This is a genomic window from Pseudomonas sp. R28(2017) (assembly GCF_002112505.1).
Lineage (GTDB): Bacteria > Pseudomonadota > Gammaproteobacteria > Pseudomonadales > Pseudomonadaceae > Aquipseudomonas.
The window spans coordinates 216,965-234,325 of sequence record NZ_NEHW01000008.1 but is presented as its reverse complement, the minus strand read 5'-3'; the positions used below and the strand labels follow the sequence as shown (position 1 = coordinate 234,325).

The following is a 17,361-nucleotide window of genomic DNA, read 5'->3' as shown; positions in this document are numbered from 1 at the left end:
CCGTCATGCGACGGGGCTTTTTCGTTTGTGGTGAGCCTCTTGCAAAGCTGTTTGTATGGGCTGCCGGCGTGGGTTTCTACGGTCGTACGGGGCCGCCGCGCTCATTTTTGCAAGAGCCTCAGGTTTTTCAGTATTCAACTCGCCCGCAGGCGAGAGGCGGTTTTCATGAAGTTTGTTGACGAAGTATCCATTCGGGTCAAAGCCGGTGACGGCGGTAACGGTTGCATGAGCTTCCGCCGCGAGAAGTTCATCGAGAACGGCGGCCCCAACGGCGGCGACGGTGGTGACGGTGGCTCGGTGTACATGGTGGCCGACGAAAACCTCAACACCCTGGTCGACTATCGCTACACCCGTCACCACGAAGCCCAGCGGGGCTCCAACGGCGGCAGCACCGACTGCACCGGCAAGAAGGGCGATGACCTGTTCCTGCGCGTGCCGGTCGGCACCACCGTGATCGACGCCTCGACCCAGGAAGTGATCGGTGACCTGGTGACCCCGGGCCAGAAGCTGATGGTCGCCCAGGGTGGCTGGCACGGCCTGGGCAACACCCGTTTCAAGTCCAGCACCAACCGTGCACCGCGCCAGACCACGCCGGGTAAGCCGGGTGACCAGCGCGACCTGAAGATGGAGCTGAAGGTACTGGCCGACGTCGGCCTGCTCGGCCTGCCGAACGCTGGCAAGAGCACCTTCATCCGTTCGGTTTCGGCTGCCAAGCCGAAAGTCGCCGACTACCCGTTCACCACCCTGGTACCAAACCTGGGTGTGGTCAGCGTCGACCGCTGGAAGAGCTTCGTCATCGCCGACATCCCCGGCCTGATCGAAGGCGCCTCCGACGGTGCCGGCCTGGGTATCCGCTTCCTCAAGCACCTGGCGCGTACCCGCGTGCTGCTGCACCTGGTCGACCTGGCGCCGCTGGACGGCAGCAGCCCGGCCGATGCCGCCGAAGTCATCATCAACGAGCTGACCCGCTTCAGCCCGTCGCTGACCGACCGTGAGCGCTGGCTGGTGCTGAACAAGTCGGACATGCTGATGGAAGACGAGCGCGACGAGCGGGTCAAGGAAGTGGTCGAGCGCCTGCAGTGGGAAGGCCCGGTCTACGTGATCTCGGCCATCTCCAAGCAAGGCACCGAGCAGCTCAGCCACGACCTGATGCGCTACATCGAAGACCGCGCCGACCGCCTGGCCAACGACCCGGCCTACGCCGAGGAACTGGCCGAGCTGGACCAGCGCATCGAAGACGAAGCCCGTGCCCAGCTGCAGGCTCTGGACGACGCCCGCACCCTGCGTCGCACCGGCGTCAAGAGCGTGCACGACATCGGCGACGACGATGCCTGGGACGATGATTTCGAGGACGACGAAGACGGCCCGGAAATCATTTACGTGCGCGACTGATCGGTTGCAGTACACTAAACGCCGCTCTCAGGAGCGGCGTTTTTGTATCCACGGTATCTACAGATTCGACATAGGTTGGAAGAAGATGCGAAGCAAGGTGACGGGCGCCAAGCGCTGGGTCGTGAAGATTGGCAGTGCCCTGCTGACCGCCGATGGCAAGGGCCTCGACCGCGGCGCCATGGCCGTATGGGTCGAGCAGATGGTCGCGCTGCGTGAAGCAGGCGTGGAGTTGGTACTGGTCTCCTCCGGGGCCGTGGCTGCCGGCATGAGCCAGCTGGGCTGGACTTCGCGACCGAGTGCGATGAACGAGCTGCAGGCGGCTGCCTCGATCGGCCAGATGCGCCTGGTGCAGGCCTGGGAAACAAGCTTCGGCGAACATGGCAAGCACACCGCGCAGATCCTCCTGACCCATGATGACCTGTCTGACCGCAAGCGTTACCTGAACGCCCGCAGCACCCTGCGTACCCTGGTCGATCTGGGCGTGGTGCCGGTGATCAACGAAAACGACACCGTGGTCACCGACGAGATCCGTTTCGGCGACAACGACACCCTGGCCGCGCTGGTGGCCAACCTGGTGGAAGCCGACTTGCTGGTGATTCTCACCGACCGTGACGGCATGTTCGATGCCGACCCGCGCAACAACCCCGAGGCCCAGCTGATCTACGAAGCCCGCGCCGACGATCCGTCGCTGGACGCCGTGGCCGGCGGCACCGGCGGTGCCCTCGGCCGTGGCGGCATGCAGACCAAGCTGCGCGCCGCGCGCCTGGCCGCCCGTTCCGGCGCCCACACGATCATCATCGGTGGCCGTATCGAGCGCGTGCTTGATCGCCTGAAGGCCGGTGAGCGCCTGGGCACGCTGCTGTCGCCCGAGCGCGGCATGCTGGCGGCACGCAAGCAGTGGCTGGCTGGCCACCTGCAGACCCGCGGTACGCTGGTGCTCGACGCTGGCGCCGTGCAGGCGCTGCGTGAGGCCAACAAGAGCCTGCTGCCGGTCGGCGTGAAGACCGTGCAGGGCAGCTTCCGCCGTGGCGAAATGGTGGTTTGCGTCGGCCCGGATGGCGTCGAGGTGGCGCGTGGCCTGGCCAACTACAGCGCGCTGGAAGCGCAAAAGATCATCGGCCAGCCGTCCGATCAGATCGAGGCCGTGCTGGGCTACATCGCCGAGCCGGAGCTGGTGCACCGCGACAACCTGGTGCTGGTATGAGGCTGCTCAAGCAGGCGCTGGCCTTGGCCATCCTTGCCCTGCCGGTGCTGGCCGGTGCCGAAGAGATCGGCCAGGTCTCCACCGTGTTCAAGTTCGTCGGGCCGAACGACCGCATCGTGGTCGAGGCTTTCGACGACCCCAAGGTCGAGGGCGTGACCTGCTACCTGTCGCGGGCCAAGACCGGCGGCGTGAAGGGTGGCTTGGGCTTGGCGGAAGATCGCGCGGAGGCGTCGATTGCCTGCCGTCAGGTCGGGCCGATCAACTTCAAGGGTGAGTTGAAGGATGGCGAGGAAGTGTTCAAGGAACGCACCTCGCTGGTGTTCAAGACCATGCAGGTGGTGCGCTTCCTCGACAAGAAGCGCAATACCCTGGTGTACCTGGTGTACAGCGACCGCATGATCGAAGGCAGCCCGCAGAATGCGGTGACGGCGATCCCGATCCTGCCTTGGAGCCCTTGAAACCGCGTTAAGGCCTTCGCGGGCAAGCCCGCTCCCACAGGTTAGGTGCAGCCCTTCAGGCTTTTGCAGTGCCTGTGGGAGCGGGCTTGCCCGCGAAGGGCCGCAAAGCGGCCCCAATTACCTCAGGCCAACTCTTCGGCCTGATCCTCCCGCACGATCGCCTTCACCTCATCCAGCCGGCTGATGTACTTCCAGTCCGCTTCGTCGATGTAGATGCCATTCGGCCCGCTGCCACCTTCCAGGTCGATCGCCACGCGCGCCGACACCTGCGGCTTCACGCTCGCCAGAATCGGCACGAAGCCCAGCTGCAGGCTGGTCTCCAGCAGTGCCGCCTGGTTGCGTTCGTCGATGTCTGCCGCCTCGTCGAGGTAGTACGGCAGGCGAATGCGCCCGGCCAGGTCACGGTCCATCAGGTGCAGCAACAGGTACATGTTGGTCAGCGCCTTGATGGTCATGGTGGTGCCGTTGGACGCCGCGCCGTCGATGTCGGCGTGGATGATCGGCTGGCCGTTGACCTTGGTGATCTCGAACGCCAGCTCGAACAGGTCCTTCAGGCCCAGCTGGTTGTGATTGGCCGCCACCAGCCGCGCCAGGTACTCCTTGGCCTCTTCGTTCTTGTTGTCCTGCTCGGCGCTCTGGGTCAGGTCGAACACCGACAGGGTCTCGCCTTCCTCGTACTGGCCGGCGCTGTGGATGATCTGGTCGATGTGCTTGAGCGCTTCCTTGTTCGGTGCCAGCACCACGCGGAAGCTTTCCAGGTTGGACACCTGGCGCTTGTTGATCTCGCGGTTGAACAGGGCCAGCTGGTGCTCGAGGCTGTCGTAGTCGCTGCGGATGTTGCGCAGGGTCCGGGCGATGTCGGTGACTGCGGCGCGGCGCGCCTTGGCCAGGGTCAGGGCTTCGTCGGTGCGGTGCGCGTAGGCGTTCACCAGCAGCTGCAGGCGGCGCTCCATGTCGTCTTCGCTGTCGAACTTGGCCACGCCCTTGAGGCGTACCTGGGCGTACAACGCCTCGATCTGGTTGTCGACACGTTGCAGGGCCTGCCAGCTGTCCTGGTAGTCGTTGAGCATCGGCAGCAGGTTGTCCATGGAGTCGTCGACCGCCTCCATGTACGGCGTGCCGTAGGGCAGGTCGGCCGGCAGCAGTTGGCGGCGGCGCAGGGCGTCTTCCAGGGTGCGCTGCTTGGACTCGAGGTCGCCGATCTGGCGGCCGACCAGCTGCAGCTTGGCCGACAGTTGCTGGACGCGTTCGGTGAAGGCGTCGCTGGAGCGCTTGAGCTCGTCCTGGGCGGCTTCGAGTTGCGCCAGCTGCTCCAGCTTCTCGGGCTCTTCAGCGCTCAGGGTTTCGCTGCGGCGGAAGTCTTCCAGGGCCTTCTGGGCGTCCAGCACTTCCTGGTACAGGGCTTCTGTCTGGGCCTTGGAGGCGGTGCGGTCGGCGGCGACTTGCTGCTGGGTCTTGAGCTGCTTGAGCTCCTTTTCCAGGCGCTCCTTCTGGTCGCGCAGGGCCGCGCGGTCGGCCAGGGCCTGCAGGGCCGGCGGGTCGATGTTGGAGAGGTCGATGGAAAGGCCAGGGGCTTCGAAACGCTCGCCTTTGAAGCTGTCCAGCACCGCTTCCAGGGATTTCACCCACAGGTCGCTGTCGTCCAGCTCGATGCCGCGGGCGCCCAGCGGCAGGCTGAACAGCGCGCCGTTGAAAAGGCGCATCAGGCGGTCGACATCCTGCTGCGAGAACTCTTCGCGCAGGCGGGCGTAGCTGTTGTTGTCGGCGTGGTCGAGCTGCTGCTTGACCTGCTTCAGGCGTTTTTCAAGGTCGCGCACGCGCTCGTCGAGGTCTTCGGCGGAGAACTGGCGCGATTGCGCCAGGGCCCCGGCCAGCTCGTCGTGGGCGTCCTTGGCGGCCAGCAGGCCCTGTTCCAGGACCTTGACGTCATCGACCAGGGCGAAGCGGTGCTTGAGCACCGACAGCTCGCCGAGCCAGCGCTGGATACCGGTGATTTCACGTTCCAGGCGCATCAGCTCCTGGGTGCCACCGCGCTGGTCGTTCTGCAGGCGGTCCTGCTCCCCACGGAAGTGTTCGGCCTGGATCACCAGTTCTTCCTTGCGCGCCATGGCGTATTCCTGCCAGGTGCCCAGCAGGTTGTCGAGCAGTGGCGAAAGGCGGTGCAGCTTGCCGCGCAGGATGTCGCGCTGGGCCACGCCGCCGGCCAGGGCCTCGACCAAGGGGCCTGCCGCAACCAGGGCGTTGTAGTCCTGCTCCATGCGGCGTACGTCGCGGAAGGCTTCTTCGCAGGCGGCGATGTAGTCGACGCTGCCCGAGCGCAGGCTGTGCTCGAAGGCGTCGAGGAACAGCTGCTTGAGCTTGGCTGCGGTGATCTCGCGCATGTGCAGCAGGTTGATGAACAGGGCGCGGAAGGTTTTCAGGCTCTGCTCGCTGGTCGAACGCAGCGGGATCAGGGTCAGGTCCAGCGGGCACGAGGTGTGGCCGCCGACCAGCAGCCGGCGCAGTTCATCGGGCTTGAGCTCATAGGCTTTCAGGCCCAGGCGCTCGAGGTTGGTGAACAGCTCTTTCTGGCGCAGGCAGGTGTCGTTCTTCTGGTAGTGGGCCAGGTCCAGCTCGCCCTTGTAGGCGAAGAACTGGTGGCCGAAACCGCCACCCGGGCCGCGGCCGACCACACCGATCACGTGCGGGCCGTGGGGCAGGTTCAGTTCGCAGAGGATGTAGGACGTGTCGCTGGCGAAGTAGAAGCGGCGCGACTGCTCCAGGCTGTACTTGCCGAAGCTCATGTCGGACATGCGCGCCAGGATCGGGAACTGCAAGGCGTTGATCGACGCCGATTTACCCAGGTTGTTGGCACCGTACACCGACAGTGGGTGCTCCAGCGGGAACAGGCCAAGGCTGTAGCCGGCGGTGTTGAGCAGTGCGAAGCGGCGGATGCCGTAGCGTTCCTGGCTCATGCGTCAATCTCCTGTTGCTCTTCGCGGATGGCCCGGGCCAGGGCATCCTCTTCGCTTTCCTCGCCGTCGAACGGGGTGAGGTCGAGCGGGTCGTCGGTGCGGTTGAGTTGTTCCGGGCTTTCTTCTTCCACCAGGACCGGGGTCGGCAGCGGCAAGTCGCTGTGCAGGCTGGCGGCCAGGTCGCGGTCCTGCTGCACCGACAGGCACACGTCGAGGAAGCGGTGCATCGGCGGCAGGAAGCGGTAGATGCCGCCTTCTTCATGGGCGAAACCGAGCTGGGTCATGCGGCGCATGATCTTTTCTTCCAGCTCGTCGACGGTCTGCACTTCGGCCTGCAGGAACAGGTCACGATACTTGTCCAGCAGCGAGGGCAGCTCGTCGCGGCCGATGCTGCCGCCGTCGAGCACGGCCATCGGGTCGCGGCCCTGGTCGGCCAGGTGCTCGACGATGATGAAGGTGAACAGCGACAGGCGCTGCGCGGTCTTGTTGACCTGCGCGGCGGCCTGCTCGGGGACGAAGTAGTAGAACCCGCGGGTGTCGCACACCAGTTCGAAGCCCAGGGCCTTGAACAGGGTGCGGTACTGGTCCTGGAAGTTCGACAGCTGGGCGTACATTTCTGGGTCGCGGCGGCTGACGTGGAAGCCCTTGAACAGCTCGCGGAAGATCGGCGCGAGCTGGGACAGTTCGGAAAGATCAAGATGCATTGGCTGGGCTCGCGTTGGTTTCAGGTTGCGCTTCGCGGCTGGACGTCAGGGCGAACGAGCGCAGGCTGACCAGGTGTTCGTGGGTGGTGTACTCGCGCCGTTCCAGGCGTTCGCGCTTGAAGCGCTTCTCCCGCGACAGGCGCGAGAACCAGTACAGCAGTTCGTCGGTGGCGCCTTCGGGCTCCTGGTCCAGCAGCCAGACCATCAGGTCCGGCAGGGGCAGGGCGTCTTCGCAGCGCTCGAGCATCTCTTTGACCGTGCGTGGCGCACGCGGCAGCGGGCCTTTCTGGGTCTTGTGCGCCTTGGGGAACTTGGCCGGCTTCGGCTCGAAGCGGGCCAGGGCATAGACATAGGCCTCGACCTGGCTGGCACTGCCGAGGAAGGTGCTCTGCGGGCGGGTGAACAGCGGCATGGCGGCTTGCGGCACGGCGTCGATGCCCTTGCGGCGAATGACCGACAGCGCTAGCGCCGCGCCACGGGTCACGGCGTTGTGCCGGCGCGCTTCTTCACGCAGCGGCAGCAGCAGTTCGCGGGCGTGGCGCAGGGTCAGCTGGGCGCTGGTCTGCATTTCCAGGATGCGCGCGTGGGTGCGCAGCAGCATGTCGTCGTCGACCAGGTGGCCGAGGCGCGCCTGTTCGCCGAGCAGTTTCAGCAGCACGGTCTCGACCTTGCGCACGCCTTGCTCGAAGGCGCCGTCGGCGTTCACCAGCTGGATCATCGGCTCGACGTATTCGTCCCAGGTCGCCAGTACTTCGGCGTAACGCTGGCGCAGCGGGATCTGGCGGTTGCTGGTCTTGGCCCGTTCGGCCACGGCAACCAGCGCCTGCTCGTCGTTGTCGAGCTTCTTCAGCACGTCGCGCACGCGCATGTCGAGCAGGCGCAGCTGGCGCGCCAGGTCGTCGCTGTCGCGGTTGTCGAAGGCATCCTGGATGTGCCCGGCCAGGCGCTCCAGGTGGCGCAGGTAGGCCTCGATCTCCAGGCACAGGCCCAGCCGGTGCTCGCGGCGCAGGTAGGCGAGGAAGTCGTGGATCTGGGCGTTGAGCTCGAAACGGTTCGGGCTCTTGGCCACCGGCACCAGGATATCCAGGCGGATCCACACGTCGAGCAGCTGGGTGATGTCCTGCGGCGTGCTTTCCACCTGCTGGCGGCCCAGTTGCTGGCGCAGCTCCACCAGGCTCAGGGTGCCCTGGTCGAAACGCTCGCACAGCGGCTCGATCAGGGCCCAGTGTTCGGCTAGGGCGCGCAGGACGCGCTTGGGTTCGATCATTGGCGTCTACTCGTTGCCAAGTAAAAAGGGGGCGATTGTACTTCATCCGGGGGGGATGATTTCACCCCTTGGTCTGTAATGAGAGATAACCTTGGCCCTTGTAGGGGATTCACTGGCCTCAAATTTCCGCCGACCAGTTGCAGCACAGCCCGATCAACAACGTTAGAATGTGCGACGTTTCAAACCCCGGACCCCCGACCCGTGCTGACCGAACCCCGCCGCCGCGCCTACCTTTCCGCCATGCAAGTGGTGCATTGGCTGCCGCGCGCCGAACTGCCGTTCGCCGCACCGTCGCGCCCCGAGCTGCTGTTGCCACAAGCGCCGGTAGAGGATATCGACTTCGAGGTCCGGCCAGCCGCACCTGCGGCCAATGACGCCCCGGCCGCGCCCCAGGCCCGCTCCGGCGAACGCCCGAAAATCGAGATTCCGCGTCCGGGCAGCACGCCCAAGGTCGCTGCCAAGCCAGTCGAAGCCGAGGAAGAGGCTCCCGCGCCACGTCCGGCCCCGGTGCCACCACCGCGCTTTTCGCTGCAACTGCTGCGCGCCGGCAGCTGCCTGTTGCTGGTCGAGCTGGCCACCGGGCAGCCATTCCAGAGTCGCGATCCGTCCTATCTGCTGCTCAAGGACATGCTGCGCGCCGCCGGCCTGCCCGATGCGCCGCAGATCATCGGCGAGCCGGTACGCTGGCCGCTGCTGGTGCGCGGCAACATGGACCAGGGGCCGGATGCCGCGCGTGATTTCGTCCAGGGCTTCATCCAGGCGCGCCTCGAAGAAACCCCCTGCAACGTGCTGTGGCTGATCGGCCTGCCGGCCATGCGCTATGCCGCCAGCGCCGACGCTGAAGCGTATTACCAAGTACTGAAGGTCGACGGCCTGGGCGATGCCTGGGCCTTGCCGGGCCTTGAACTGTTGATGGACGAGCCGCAGCGCAAGGCGGACGTCTGGCAAGCGATGCGCCAGCTGATGGCGCGCTGGAAGAGCGTTGAATGAGTGACTCGATCAGTTTCCGCCCGATGACCGAGGCGGATCTGGATGCCGTGCTTAAGATCGAATATGCAGCGTTCAGCCATCCCTGGACCCGCGGTATTTTTCAGGATGCGCTGAAGTCCTATGAAGTGTGGCTGATGTTCGATGGCCAGCAGCAGGTGGGGCATGGCGTGATCAACGTGATCATCGATGAGGCGCACCTGCTCAACATTACCGTCAAGCCGGAGAACCAGGGGTGCGGCCTTGGCCTGAAGCTGCTCGAGCACCTGATGGCGCGGGCCTACCAGCTCAATGGCCGCGAGTGCTTCCTCGAAGTGCGGGCGAGCAATCAGTCGGCGTATCGCTTGTACGAGCGTTATGGCTTCAACGAGATCGGCCGCCGTCGTGATTACTACCCGGTTGCTGGTGGGCGTGAAGATGCCTTGGTGATGGCCTGTACCTTGCTCGAGGACTGAGCAAACCTGTACTGGCCCCTTCGCGGGCAAGCCCGCTCCCACAGGATTGATTGCCTTCAGACCAGCGCAGATCCCTGTGGGAGCGGGCTTGCCCGCGAAGGCGTCAGCAAGTCGATCACAGTTCCCGCGGCACGACCTCGACCGGCTTGCGCAGGTCCCGGAGGGTTCTGGTCATCTCCCCGGTATTGCACTTCGCCGCCGCCTGCTCTGGCGTGTACTTGCGCACCGTGCGGAAGAACAGCTCGCAGGTCTGCTTTTTCTGCGTCACCTGCCACTTGGTCGAGCAGGCATTCAGGGTCATCTTCGGTTCGGCCTCTGGGTTGCGCCCCATGCCTGCCTGCCAGCAAGACGCCGTCAAATCCTGCCCCATCATCTTCAAACCCGCCGCATCGGCTGCATCCTGATCGCCGCCATGGCTGTCCTTGTTCGCCGCATACCAGATCGCACTCGGATGGTTGGCGCCCAGCACCGGCACCTGCGCACCCGCCTGCGGGCTGATGCTGACCAGGCCCAGCACGTCCACCTGCGGACCGTACTGTTGCTGGATCCAGCTGCGCACCGGGGCACCGAAGGCGACCATCGGCAGGGGCTTGGCAGCGCTGTGCAGGGTCATTTCACGCACCATGCGCAACTGGTAATCCTTGAAGTAGCCGTAGGTGCCAGTCAGGGCATCACCCGCGCTGGCCGGGGCGGCGATCGGGGCGATGTCGATGATGGTCTGGTAGCCCGCGGTCTGGCTGGCGTCGACGCCGTTGAAGGTGAGCAGTTCGGCCCAGCGGTCGGTGGTGTTGGAGCGCAGATAATCCTGGGCCTGGGTCAGCGAATAGTCCGGCGGGAAGTGCAGCAGCTCGATGCTGCGGCGGTTCTGCAGGGCCATGCCCAGCGGCAGGAACAGGTACCAGTCGTAGGACCATTTGCCGTCCTTGTTCAGCCGGGTGGCACCGTTGTAGGCTAGCTCGCCACTGTCGAGCAGCTTGCGCAAAGGCTTGGCATAGTCGGCGGGTACCTCGCTGATGGTGGCGTGCAGCCGGTCATGGTCACGGCTGACGTGCACCTGGGCGTTGGCGTAGCCGTCGCGGCGTACGCTCTGGGTCAGGTAGTGCTCCACGGTCTGCTCCAGCGTCCAGTTGCGGTAGCAGATCACATGGCAGTTGTTGGGGTAGGCGAACAGGCGGGTGACGCGCTGGGCGTCGCCCAGGTCGATGCGGGCATCCGCCATGGCCAGGCTGCTGAAGGCGAGGGCGGCGAGGCTCGTTGCGGCAGTCTTGTGCATGCTTAACTCCTTGTCAGTGGCCGCCTGGGTTGGCGGCCGCGCTCATACTGGGGCAGGGAGCATGGGGATGAGAAGAGCAAGCAGGCTGCTGCTGGCTGCGGGTGTGCTGTCGAGCACAATGGCGGCGGCTGACGAGCGTGACCTGTGGATGTTCGCGCAGTGGGCCGGTGACCATCAGACCCGGCCGTTTCGCGAGATGCTGGTGGAGGCTCGCCTGTATGGTGTGGTGCCTATCCATCAGCTGCTGCGTTCGGCCTCGGACTGGAAGCTGTGCCATGCCTCGCCGTTCGCGGTGCCGCCTGCCAGCAACTGGCCGGCAGTGCGGTCCACGTTGTCGTTGATCAATACCCTCGACGGGCAAGGCATCTTGCGCCAGTTTGAAGTGGTATCGGCCTATCGCGATCCTGCGCTCAATCGTTGCGCCGGCGGCGCCGTGGCCAGTGCCCATACCCGTGCCTTCGCGGTCGATATCCTGCTGCCGGCCTGGGCTGATCCCAACCCGCTGTGTCGCTTCTGGCAGCAGCATGGCCAGGCCTGGAGCATGGGGTTGGGGCGTTATCCGAGCGGGCGCATCCACATCGATACGGCGGGTTATCGCACCTGGGGTGGTGATGGCAGTGCGGGTTCGTCGTTCTGCAGCAAGCCCAAGTGAGAGAGGCAGGTCAGACTTTCGCTCGTCACCCATTCTGCAAAGCGCTGGCGCTTGCCGCCGTCATTCAATGGCTGCGGGCTGAGCAGGTGATAGGCAGAGCCATCGCGCAGGAAGCCGAACGGGGCCTGTAGTTGGCCGCTGTCGAGTTCGTCGCGCACCATCAATGCCGAGGCGATGGCCAGGCCCAGCCCGGCGCTGGCGGCCTGTAGGGACAGATAGAAGTGCTCGAAGTCGCTGCGTTCGCAGTGGGTGGCCTGCCGCCCGCTCAGGCGCAGCCAGGTGGGCCAGGCGTTGGGGCGGGTGTTGCTGTGCAGCAGGCGCTGGCCGTTCAGGTTGTCGCTGTTGGTACGGCTGACCGGGCCTATCCACTCATCGCAGATCTTCAGGCTGTGCAGCGTCGATGGCCAATGGAAGTCATCGCGGCGTAGCGCCAGGTCGACCCCGCTGCGGGCGAAGTCCACCGGGCCCCCGGCAGCTACCAGGTGCAATTGCAGGTCAGGGTGCGCGGCGTGGAAGCGCGGCAGGCGCGGGATCAGCCAGCGCATGGCGATGGTCGGCTCGCAGGACAGCACCAGTACGTTGTCGCGTTCCTGCTGCTGCAGGCGCTGCACGGCGCCTTCGAGCTGTTCGAAGATCGCCTGGGTGGTGCCGTGCAGTGATCGGCCGGCGGGGGTGAGGAAGACCGCCCGATTGCGCCGTTCGAACAGCTCCATGCCCAGGCTTTCCTCGAGCAGGCGCACCTGGCGGCTGACGGCGCCGTGGGTGACATGCAGGCGCTCGGCGGCGCGCACGAAGCTGCCGGTTTCGGCAGCGATATCGAAATAGCGGAAGGCGGTGAGGGCTGGCAGCTTCATGGGGTCACTGGCTTTAGATATCTGTCAGGAAAACTATCAGATTCACTTCAGATTAAATCGTTTTTATCGCTTCAGCCTGCTCTCGATAATAGGTGTATCTGTGTTTTTTCATCGTCTATCGAGGCCGTTATCCGTGACCGAACTCATTGCCGTCGCCCTGTTCACCCTCCTGGCTGTCATCAGCCCCGGTGCCGATTTCGCCCTGGTCACCCGCAGCAGTTACGCACGGGGTCGCAAGGCCGGGCTGGCCGCTGCGGTGGGGATTGCCCTGGGCGTGCAGGTGCATGTGCTGTACACGGTGTTGGGGATCGCAGTGCTCATCAGCCAGAGCCCGGCACTGTTCCTAGCCATGAAAGTGTTGGGTGCGGGTTACCTGATCTACCTGGGTTACCAGTCACTGACCAATACCGGTCGGATCAGCCTGGAAGGGGAGGCGGCACATTCCGGTGTGCTGGCTGCCTTGCGCACAGGCTTCGTGACCAATGCGCTCAACCCCAAGACCATGCTCTTCGTCATCAGTGCCTACACCCAGGTGGTGCGGCCAGGCAGTTCGCTGGCAGCGGACTTCGCCTACGGGGCATTCATGTCGTTCGCTCACTGGGCCTGGTTCAGCCTGGTGGCGTTGTTCTTTTCCAGTGCGGGGTTGCGTGCGCTGATGATCGCAAGGCAGCGGTTGGTCGACCGCGTGATCGGTGTTGCGCTGATCGGCCTGGGGCTGGCCGTGGCGGTCGCCGGCGTGCGTTAAGAGGGCGGGACTTTTCAACAGGCAAAAGAAAAGGGCTTACCTTGCGGTAAGCCCTTTTCAAGTTTGGTGGCTACACAGGGACTTGAACCCCGGACCCCAGCATTATGAATGCTATGCTCTAACCAACTGAGCTATGTAGCCGATGGGGCGCATTATTCCCTTGTGACGGACCCATGTCAACACTCATTTCAAAAAAAAATTGCACGCTTTCAAAAACTTAGCGACCCGGCCCGGTTCTGGCGCACGATCAGCCACTGCCCGAGCACGCTGTAGAGCTGCAAATGCTGCTCGGCGGCCAGTGCCTCCAGGGTTTCATCCGGGCGGTCGAGGTTGAAGTCGCCGCTCACGCGTCGATAGGCAGTCTGTTCATCCATCAACCAGACCCGCCGGCCCTGATAGCTGGCCAGGCGTTCGAGGACCTGGCCCAAGGGCATATCGCGGGCATGCAACTGGCCGCTGCGCCAGGCATCCGCCGTCTTCACGTCGACTTTTTGCACCGGGTTGATGCGCGCCTCGGTGAAGGTCACTCGCTCCCCCGCCGACACCATGCGCTGGTCGCCGCCCTGGATGACCATGGCCTTGCCATTGAGCACCACCAGTTCGTCATGATCGGACTGCCGTGCCACCATCAGGCGGGTGCCATAGACCTGGATACGGGCATCGTCCACCTGAACCTCCATGGCACGTCCATCGAGCACCACCTCCAGGTACACCTGGCCCTGTACCAGGTGCAATTGACGTGTGCGTCCGCGCAGGTCGACGTTCATCGCGCTGGCGCTGTCCAGGTGCAACGTCGAACCATCGGCCAGGCGCACGCTACGGCGCTCCCCCACATCAGTGGCCAGTTCGCTGGCCAGGCGTTGCATCAGCGGCCAGTAAAGATAGGCAGAAGCGCCGAGCAGCAGCAGAAACAGCACGGCGGATACCTTGCCCAGGTAGCTGCGGCGGACCTTGAGCAAGCGTGGCCGGGGCCGGGCCGGGGGCACCTGAAGCTGCTGCCAGCACGCTTCCAGTTCGGCATAGGCGTGCGCGTTGCGCGGCTCCTGGCACCAACGGCCGAATGCCTGGCGTTCGCCTTCATCGCAGCCGGGCTGGCGCAGGCGGGAAAACCACGCCAGTGCTTCCTGCTGAGGATCGGCCTGAATCTGCGTGGCGGGCATCGGGCTCATGGGATGGTGTGCTCGCGTGAGGGCTGGTTCGCCCAACGATTACGGGGGACGTTAGGTTGAAGATGCTAAATATATTGAGAACCATTTACAAGTACGCCACGCCAACCCACTAAAAAAGGTAGCTATGTATCTATTTATTTCCTGATAATCGGATCCCAAACCTGCGCACGGAATTCAAGCTCATGGCCACCAGCAGCACCTCCACCGCCAGCACCGGGTCGGCTAACCCGGCCAATCCGCTGGTGATGCGCATCATCGGCTTCTGCGCCCTGGCGCACCTGATCAACGACCTTATCCAGTCGGTGCTGCCGGCGATCTACCCGATGCTCAAGGCCAATTACGACCTGAGCTTCGCCCAGATCGGCATGATCACCCTGACCTTCCAGATCACCGCCTCGCTGTTGCAGCCGTGGGTCGGCTTCTTCACCGACCGCAGGCCGACGCCCAACCTGTTGCCGCTGGGCACCCTGTGCACCCTGGTGGGGATCGTCATGCTGGCGTTCGTCGGCAGCTTCCCGATGATTCTGCTGGCCTCGGCGCTGGTCGGCATCGGTTCGTCGACCTTCCACCCGGAGACCTCGCGGATCGCGCGGCTGGCCTCGGGCGGCCGTTTCGGCCTGGCGCAGTCGACCTTCCAGGTGGGCGGCAACACCGGTTCTGCCTTCGGCCCGTTGCTGGCGGCAGCCATCGTCATTCCGTTCGGGCAGACCCACGTGGCCTGGTTCGGCGTGGCGGCGCTGTTCTTCTTTGCCGTGACCCTGATGCTACGCCGCTGGTACAAGGAACACCTGAACCAGGCCAAGGCGCGCAAGGCCGTGCAGGCCACCCACGGCATCTCGCGCGGGCGGGTGATCGCGGCGCTGATCGTGCTCGGGCTGCTGGTGTTCTCCAAGTACTTCTACATGGCCAGTTTCACCAGCTACTTCACCTTCTATCTGATCGAAAAGTTCGACCTGTCGGTGGCCAGCTCGCAGCTGCACCTGTTCCTGTTCCTGGGCGCGGTGGCGGCGGGCACCTTCTTCGGTGGGCCGATCGGTGACCGTATCGGGCGCAAGGCGGTGATCTGGTTCTCCATCCTTGGCGTGGCGCCGTTCACCCTGGCGCTGCCCTATGCCGACCTGTTCTGGACCACTGTGCTCAGCGTGGTCATCGGCTTCATCCTGGCCTCGGCGTTCTCGGCGATCGTGGTGTATGCGCAGGAGCTGGTGCCGGATAGCGTGGGCATGATTGCCGGGGTTTTCTTCGGCCTGATGTTCGGTTTTGGCGGGATTGGTGCGGCGCTGCTGGGGTACCTGGCAGATTTGCGCGGTATCGAGTACGTCTACGGGTTGTGCTCGTTCCTGCCGTTGTTCGGCTTGTTGGCGGTGTTTCTGCCAAATACCGGTAAGCGCTGACATTGCCGGGGCTGCTTTGCAGCCCTATCGCCGGCAAGCCAGCTCTCATAGAACAACACATAACTCTTTGATTTAGCGAAGATCTTGTGGGAGCGGGCGTGCCCGCGAACACCGGCGAAGCCGGTGCCATGCACCGCGTCGCATGCTTCGCGGGCACGCCCGCTCCCACAGGGTAAAGCGGCGCTTGCTGAGGCTTTGTTCTCTGCGCGACAGCGCAGCCCAAAGGGCTGGGTGATCTCCCACAGGGAATGTGCATGCCTTGGCTCTTGCACTGCCCCTTTGGCAGCTGGCTCGCCGGCGATAGGGCCCCGCAGAGGCTTCCGGGCAATTGACGATAGGGTCAACCTTGGCCTAGAGTGCCGCCTCTCTTTCCAACTCACCTGCGTAGTAGCCACAGCAATGCGCCGTACCCAATCCCTCCCACACGCTCGCCAGCCTGCTCTTCAGGCCATGCGTCGTGCGTGGCCGAGCGATACGGTGCTCAAGCGTCGCCGCAGCGTGCTGTTCGCCTTCACCTTCTCGCCACACCCAGCCTGAACTGACCCCCCGCGCCCTTGCGTCGCCCGCCTTCCCGGTGTGCGTGTGGGCGCCTGTATTTGCGCGTCTTTTCAGTTTTTGCCTGGAGTGGTACATGAACATGCGTTTGCTGGCGGGCCTTCTGTTCGCCGTGTCGGTGGTGGGCTTCAGCCTGGGTGCCAGCCTGCCGCTGGTGTCGTTGCGCTTGCACGAGGCCGGTGCGGGAACACTGGAAATCGGCATCATTTCGGCCATCCCCGCCGCGGGCATGATGCTCTCGGCGTTCATGGTCGATGCCTGCTGCCGGCACCTGACCCGGCGCACCATCTACCTGCTGTGCTTCAGCCTGTGCACCGTGAGCATCGCCCTGCTCGATGCGGCGTTCGATTCGCTGTGGATGCTGGCCTTGCTGGGCCTGGGCCTGGGCATCGGCATGGGCATTGCGATCATCCTCGGCGAGTCCTGGGTCAACGAACTGTGCCCGGACCACAACCGCGGCAAGATCATGGCCCTGTATGCCACCAGCTTCACCGGCTTCCAGGTGCTCGGCCCGGCCCTGATCGCGCTGATTGGCGCCGACAGCCCATGGATCATCGGCGTGGTCACCATCGGCTATGGCCTGGCCTTGCTGTGCATCCTGCTGACCGTGCCCAACGACCATGTCGAGCATGGCGATGAGGGTGAGAAAAGCTTCGGCCTGGCGGGCTTCTTCCGCGTGGCGCCGGCGCTGTGCGTGGCGGTGCTGTTCTTCTCGTTCTTCGATGCCGTGGTGCTGTCGCTGCTGCCGGTGTACGCCAGCAGTCATGGCTTTGCCGTGGCCGTGGCGGCCTTGATGGTGACCGTGGTGTTTGCCGGCGACATGGTGTTCCAGCTGCCCCTGGGCTGGCTGGCCGACCGCGTCGAGCGCACCGGGCTGCACCTGCTGTGCGGGCTGGTGGCAATGGCCATCGGCATCGCCCTGCCATGGCTGCTGCAGGTGACCTGGCTGTTGTGGCCGATGCTGGTGCTGCTGGGCGCGGTGGCGGGCGGCATCTACACCCTGGCGCTGGTGTTGATCGGCCAGCGCTTCAAGGGGCAGGACCTGGTCACGGCGAACGCCAGCGTCGGCCTGCTGTGGGGCGTCGGCAGCCTGGTCGGGCCGCTGGTGAGCGGTGCAGCGATGGATGTGGCACCGCATGGTTTGCCGATGGCGCTGGCGCTGATGGCGGGGCTGTTCGTGTGCTTCGCCCGGCAGTCGTATCGGCGGGTGGGGAAGTTGCGGGCGGTTGCGGACTAATTATCGGGTGTCTGTACCGGCCCTTTCGCGGGCTTGCCCGCGAAGCAGCCGGTACGAGGGA

The 17,361-nt window shown here is 64.6% G+C and carries 15 protein-coding genes and 1 tRNA gene; 9 read left to right on the top strand and 7 right to left on the bottom strand.

Annotated elements, in window-relative coordinates; all coding sequences use genetic code 11:
* The first annotated feature begins 165 nt into the window (after window positions 1-165).
* The 3 genes from cgtA (at window position 166) to CAF78_RS16135 (ending at window position 3,054) form a co-directional block, all read left to right on the top strand.
* Window positions 166-1,392: an Obg family GTPase CgtA gene (cgtA, locus tag CAF78_RS16145; RefSeq protein ID WP_085673979.1), complete on the top strand. Its 1,227-nt coding sequence runs from the start codon at window positions 166-168 to the stop codon at window positions 1,390-1,392.
* A gap of 85 nt (window positions 1,393-1,477) precedes the next feature.
* The gene (gene proB, locus CAF78_RS16140; protein ID WP_085673978.1) at window positions 1,478-2,596 is read left to right on the top strand and encodes a glutamate 5-kinase; all 1,119 of its coding nucleotides are present in this window, start codon (window positions 1,478-1,480) and stop codon (window positions 2,594-2,596) included.
* Window positions 2,593-3,054 carry a CreA family protein gene (locus CAF78_RS16135; protein ID WP_085673977.1) on the top strand — a complete coding sequence of 154 codons (462 nt, stop codon included), beginning with the start codon at window positions 2,593-2,595 and terminating at the stop codon, window positions 3,052-3,054. The genes proB and CAF78_RS16135 overlap by 4 nt, the downstream gene beginning before the upstream one ends.
* Window positions 3,055-3,176: 122 nt before the next feature.
* On the opposite strand, the gene mksF is transcribed toward CAF78_RS16135, so the two are convergent.
* Genes mksF through mksB form a run of 3 tightly spaced genes read right to left on the bottom strand, consistent with a single transcriptional unit; the run spans window position 3,177 to window position 7,979 of the window.
* Window positions 3,177-6,008, bottom strand: a complete 2,832-nt coding sequence (gene mksF / locus CAF78_RS16130) for an Mks condensin complex protein MksF (protein WP_085673976.1) — start codon at window positions 6,006-6,008, stop codon at window positions 3,177-3,179.
* A complete protein-coding gene (gene mksE / locus CAF78_RS16125) occupies window positions 6,005-6,712 on the bottom strand; it encodes an Mks condensin complex protein MksE (RefSeq protein WP_027918273.1) in 708 nt (235 codons plus the stop codon). The genes mksF and mksE overlap by 4 nt, the downstream gene beginning before the upstream one ends.
* Window positions 6,702-7,979 (bottom strand): Mks condensin complex protein MksB, encoded by a 1,278-nt coding sequence (gene mksB, locus CAF78_RS16120; protein ID WP_027918274.1) that lies wholly within the window; start codon window positions 7,977-7,979, stop codon window positions 6,702-6,704. Before mksB ends, mksE begins: the two co-directional genes overlap by 11 nt.
* A gap of 201 nt (window positions 7,980-8,180) precedes the next feature.
* Here mksB and CAF78_RS16115 point away from each other — a divergent pair, with 201 nt between their 5' ends.
* Both CAF78_RS16115 and rimI read left to right on the top strand, forming a co-directional pair.
* Window positions 8,181-8,969: an energy transducer TonB gene (locus CAF78_RS16115; protein WP_085673975.1), complete on the top strand. Its 789-nt coding sequence runs from the start codon at window positions 8,181-8,183 to the stop codon at window positions 8,967-8,969.
* Window positions 8,966-9,421, top strand: coding sequence for a ribosomal protein S18-alanine N-acetyltransferase (gene rimI, locus CAF78_RS16110; protein WP_060512520.1), 456 nt, complete (start codon window positions 8,966-8,968; stop codon window positions 9,419-9,421). Before CAF78_RS16115 ends, rimI begins: the two co-directional genes overlap by 4 nt.
* A 115-nt stretch (window positions 9,422-9,536) precedes the next feature.
* Here rimI and CAF78_RS16105 read toward each other — a convergent pair whose 3' ends face one another.
* On the bottom strand, window positions 9,537-10,694 hold the full coding sequence (locus CAF78_RS16105; RefSeq protein WP_085673974.1) for a hypothetical protein: 1,158 nt from the start codon (window positions 10,692-10,694) through the stop codon (window positions 9,537-9,539).
* A 67-nt stretch (window positions 10,695-10,761) separates the two neighbouring features.
* Here CAF78_RS16105 and CAF78_RS16100 point away from each other — a divergent pair, with 67 nt between their 5' ends.
* The gene (locus tag CAF78_RS16100; RefSeq protein WP_177408546.1) at window positions 10,762-11,346 is read left to right on the top strand and encodes a D-Ala-D-Ala carboxypeptidase family metallohydrolase; all 585 of its coding nucleotides are present in this window, start codon (window positions 10,762-10,764) and stop codon (window positions 11,344-11,346) included.
* Here CAF78_RS16100 and CAF78_RS16095 read toward each other — a convergent pair.
* Window positions 11,286-12,200 (bottom strand): LysR substrate-binding domain-containing protein, encoded by a 915-nt coding sequence (locus tag CAF78_RS16095; protein WP_085673972.1) that lies wholly within the window; start codon window positions 12,198-12,200, stop codon window positions 11,286-11,288. The two genes, CAF78_RS16100 and CAF78_RS16095, sit on opposite strands and share 61 nt — an antisense overlap.
* A gap of 133 nt (window positions 12,201-12,333) precedes the next feature.
* Between CAF78_RS16095 and CAF78_RS16090 the strand changes: the two genes are divergently transcribed.
* Window positions 12,334-12,945, top strand: a complete 612-nt coding sequence (locus CAF78_RS16090) for a LysE family translocator (protein ID WP_085673970.1) — start codon at window positions 12,334-12,336, stop codon at window positions 12,943-12,945.
* A 64-nt stretch (window positions 12,946-13,009) separates the two neighbouring features.
* On the opposite strand, the gene CAF78_RS16085 is transcribed toward CAF78_RS16090, so the two are convergent.
* Window positions 13,010-13,086: transfer RNA gene (locus CAF78_RS16085), tRNA-Met, on the bottom strand.
* A 68-nt stretch (window positions 13,087-13,154) separates the two neighbouring features.
* Entirely contained in the window at window positions 13,155-14,114 is a 960-nt protein-coding gene (locus CAF78_RS16080; RefSeq protein WP_256573846.1) for a FecR domain-containing protein, read from the bottom strand.
* A 182-nt stretch (window positions 14,115-14,296) separates the two neighbouring features.
* Between CAF78_RS16080 and CAF78_RS16075 the strand changes: the two genes are divergently transcribed.
* Window positions 14,297-15,508, top strand: coding sequence for an MFS transporter (locus tag CAF78_RS16075; RefSeq protein ID WP_085673966.1), 1,212 nt, complete (start codon window positions 14,297-14,299; stop codon window positions 15,506-15,508).
* Window positions 15,509-16,139: 631 nt separating this feature from the next.
* Complete coding sequence (locus tag CAF78_RS16070; protein WP_085673964.1) at window positions 16,140-17,300, top strand: MFS transporter; 1,161 nt, start codon at window positions 16,140-16,142, stop codon at window positions 17,298-17,300.
* The last annotated feature ends 61 nt before the right edge of the window (window positions 17,301-17,361 follow it).

Excerpts from the sequence above, each read along its gene's own strand:
- cgtA (WP_085673979.1), top strand. The coding sequence starts at position 166 with ATGAAGTTTGTTGACGAAGTATCCATTCGGGTCAAAGCCGGTGACGGC.
- proB (WP_085673978.1), top strand. The coding sequence starts at position 1,478 with ATGCGAAGCAAGGTGACGGGCGCCAAGCGCTGGGTCGTGAAGATTGGC.
- CAF78_RS16135 (WP_085673977.1), top strand. The coding sequence starts at position 2,593 with ATGAGGCTGCTCAAGCAGGCGCTGGCCTTGGCCATCCTTGCCCTGCCG.
- mksF (WP_085673976.1), bottom strand. The coding sequence starts at position 6,008 with ATGAGCCAGGAACGCTACGGCATCCGCCGCTTCGCACTGCTCAACACC.
- mksE (WP_027918273.1), bottom strand. The coding sequence starts at position 6,712 with ATGCATCTTGATCTTTCCGAACTGTCCCAGCTCGCGCCGATCTTCCGC.
- mksB (WP_027918274.1), bottom strand. The coding sequence starts at position 7,979 with ATGATCGAACCCAAGCGCGTCCTGCGCGCCCTAGCCGAACACTGGGCC.
- rimI (WP_060512520.1), top strand. The coding sequence starts at position 8,966 with ATGAGTGACTCGATCAGTTTCCGCCCGATGACCGAGGCGGATCTGGAT.
- CAF78_RS16105 (WP_085673974.1), bottom strand. The coding sequence starts at position 10,694 with ATGCACAAGACTGCCGCAACGAGCCTCGCCGCCCTCGCCTTCAGCAGC.
- CAF78_RS16100 (WP_177408546.1), top strand. The coding sequence starts at position 10,762 with ATGAGAAGAGCAAGCAGGCTGCTGCTGGCTGCGGGTGTGCTGTCGAGC.
- CAF78_RS16095 (WP_085673972.1), bottom strand. The coding sequence starts at position 12,200 with ATGAAGCTGCCAGCCCTCACCGCCTTCCGCTATTTCGATATCGCTGCC.
- CAF78_RS16080 (WP_256573846.1), bottom strand. The coding sequence starts at position 14,114 with ATGAGCCCGATGCCCGCCACGCAGATTCAGGCCGATCCTCAGCAGGAA.
- CAF78_RS16075 (WP_085673966.1), top strand. The coding sequence starts at position 14,297 with ATGGCCACCAGCAGCACCTCCACCGCCAGCACCGGGTCGGCTAACCCG.
- CAF78_RS16070 (WP_085673964.1), top strand. The coding sequence starts at position 16,140 with ATGAACATGCGTTTGCTGGCGGGCCTTCTGTTCGCCGTGTCGGTGGTG.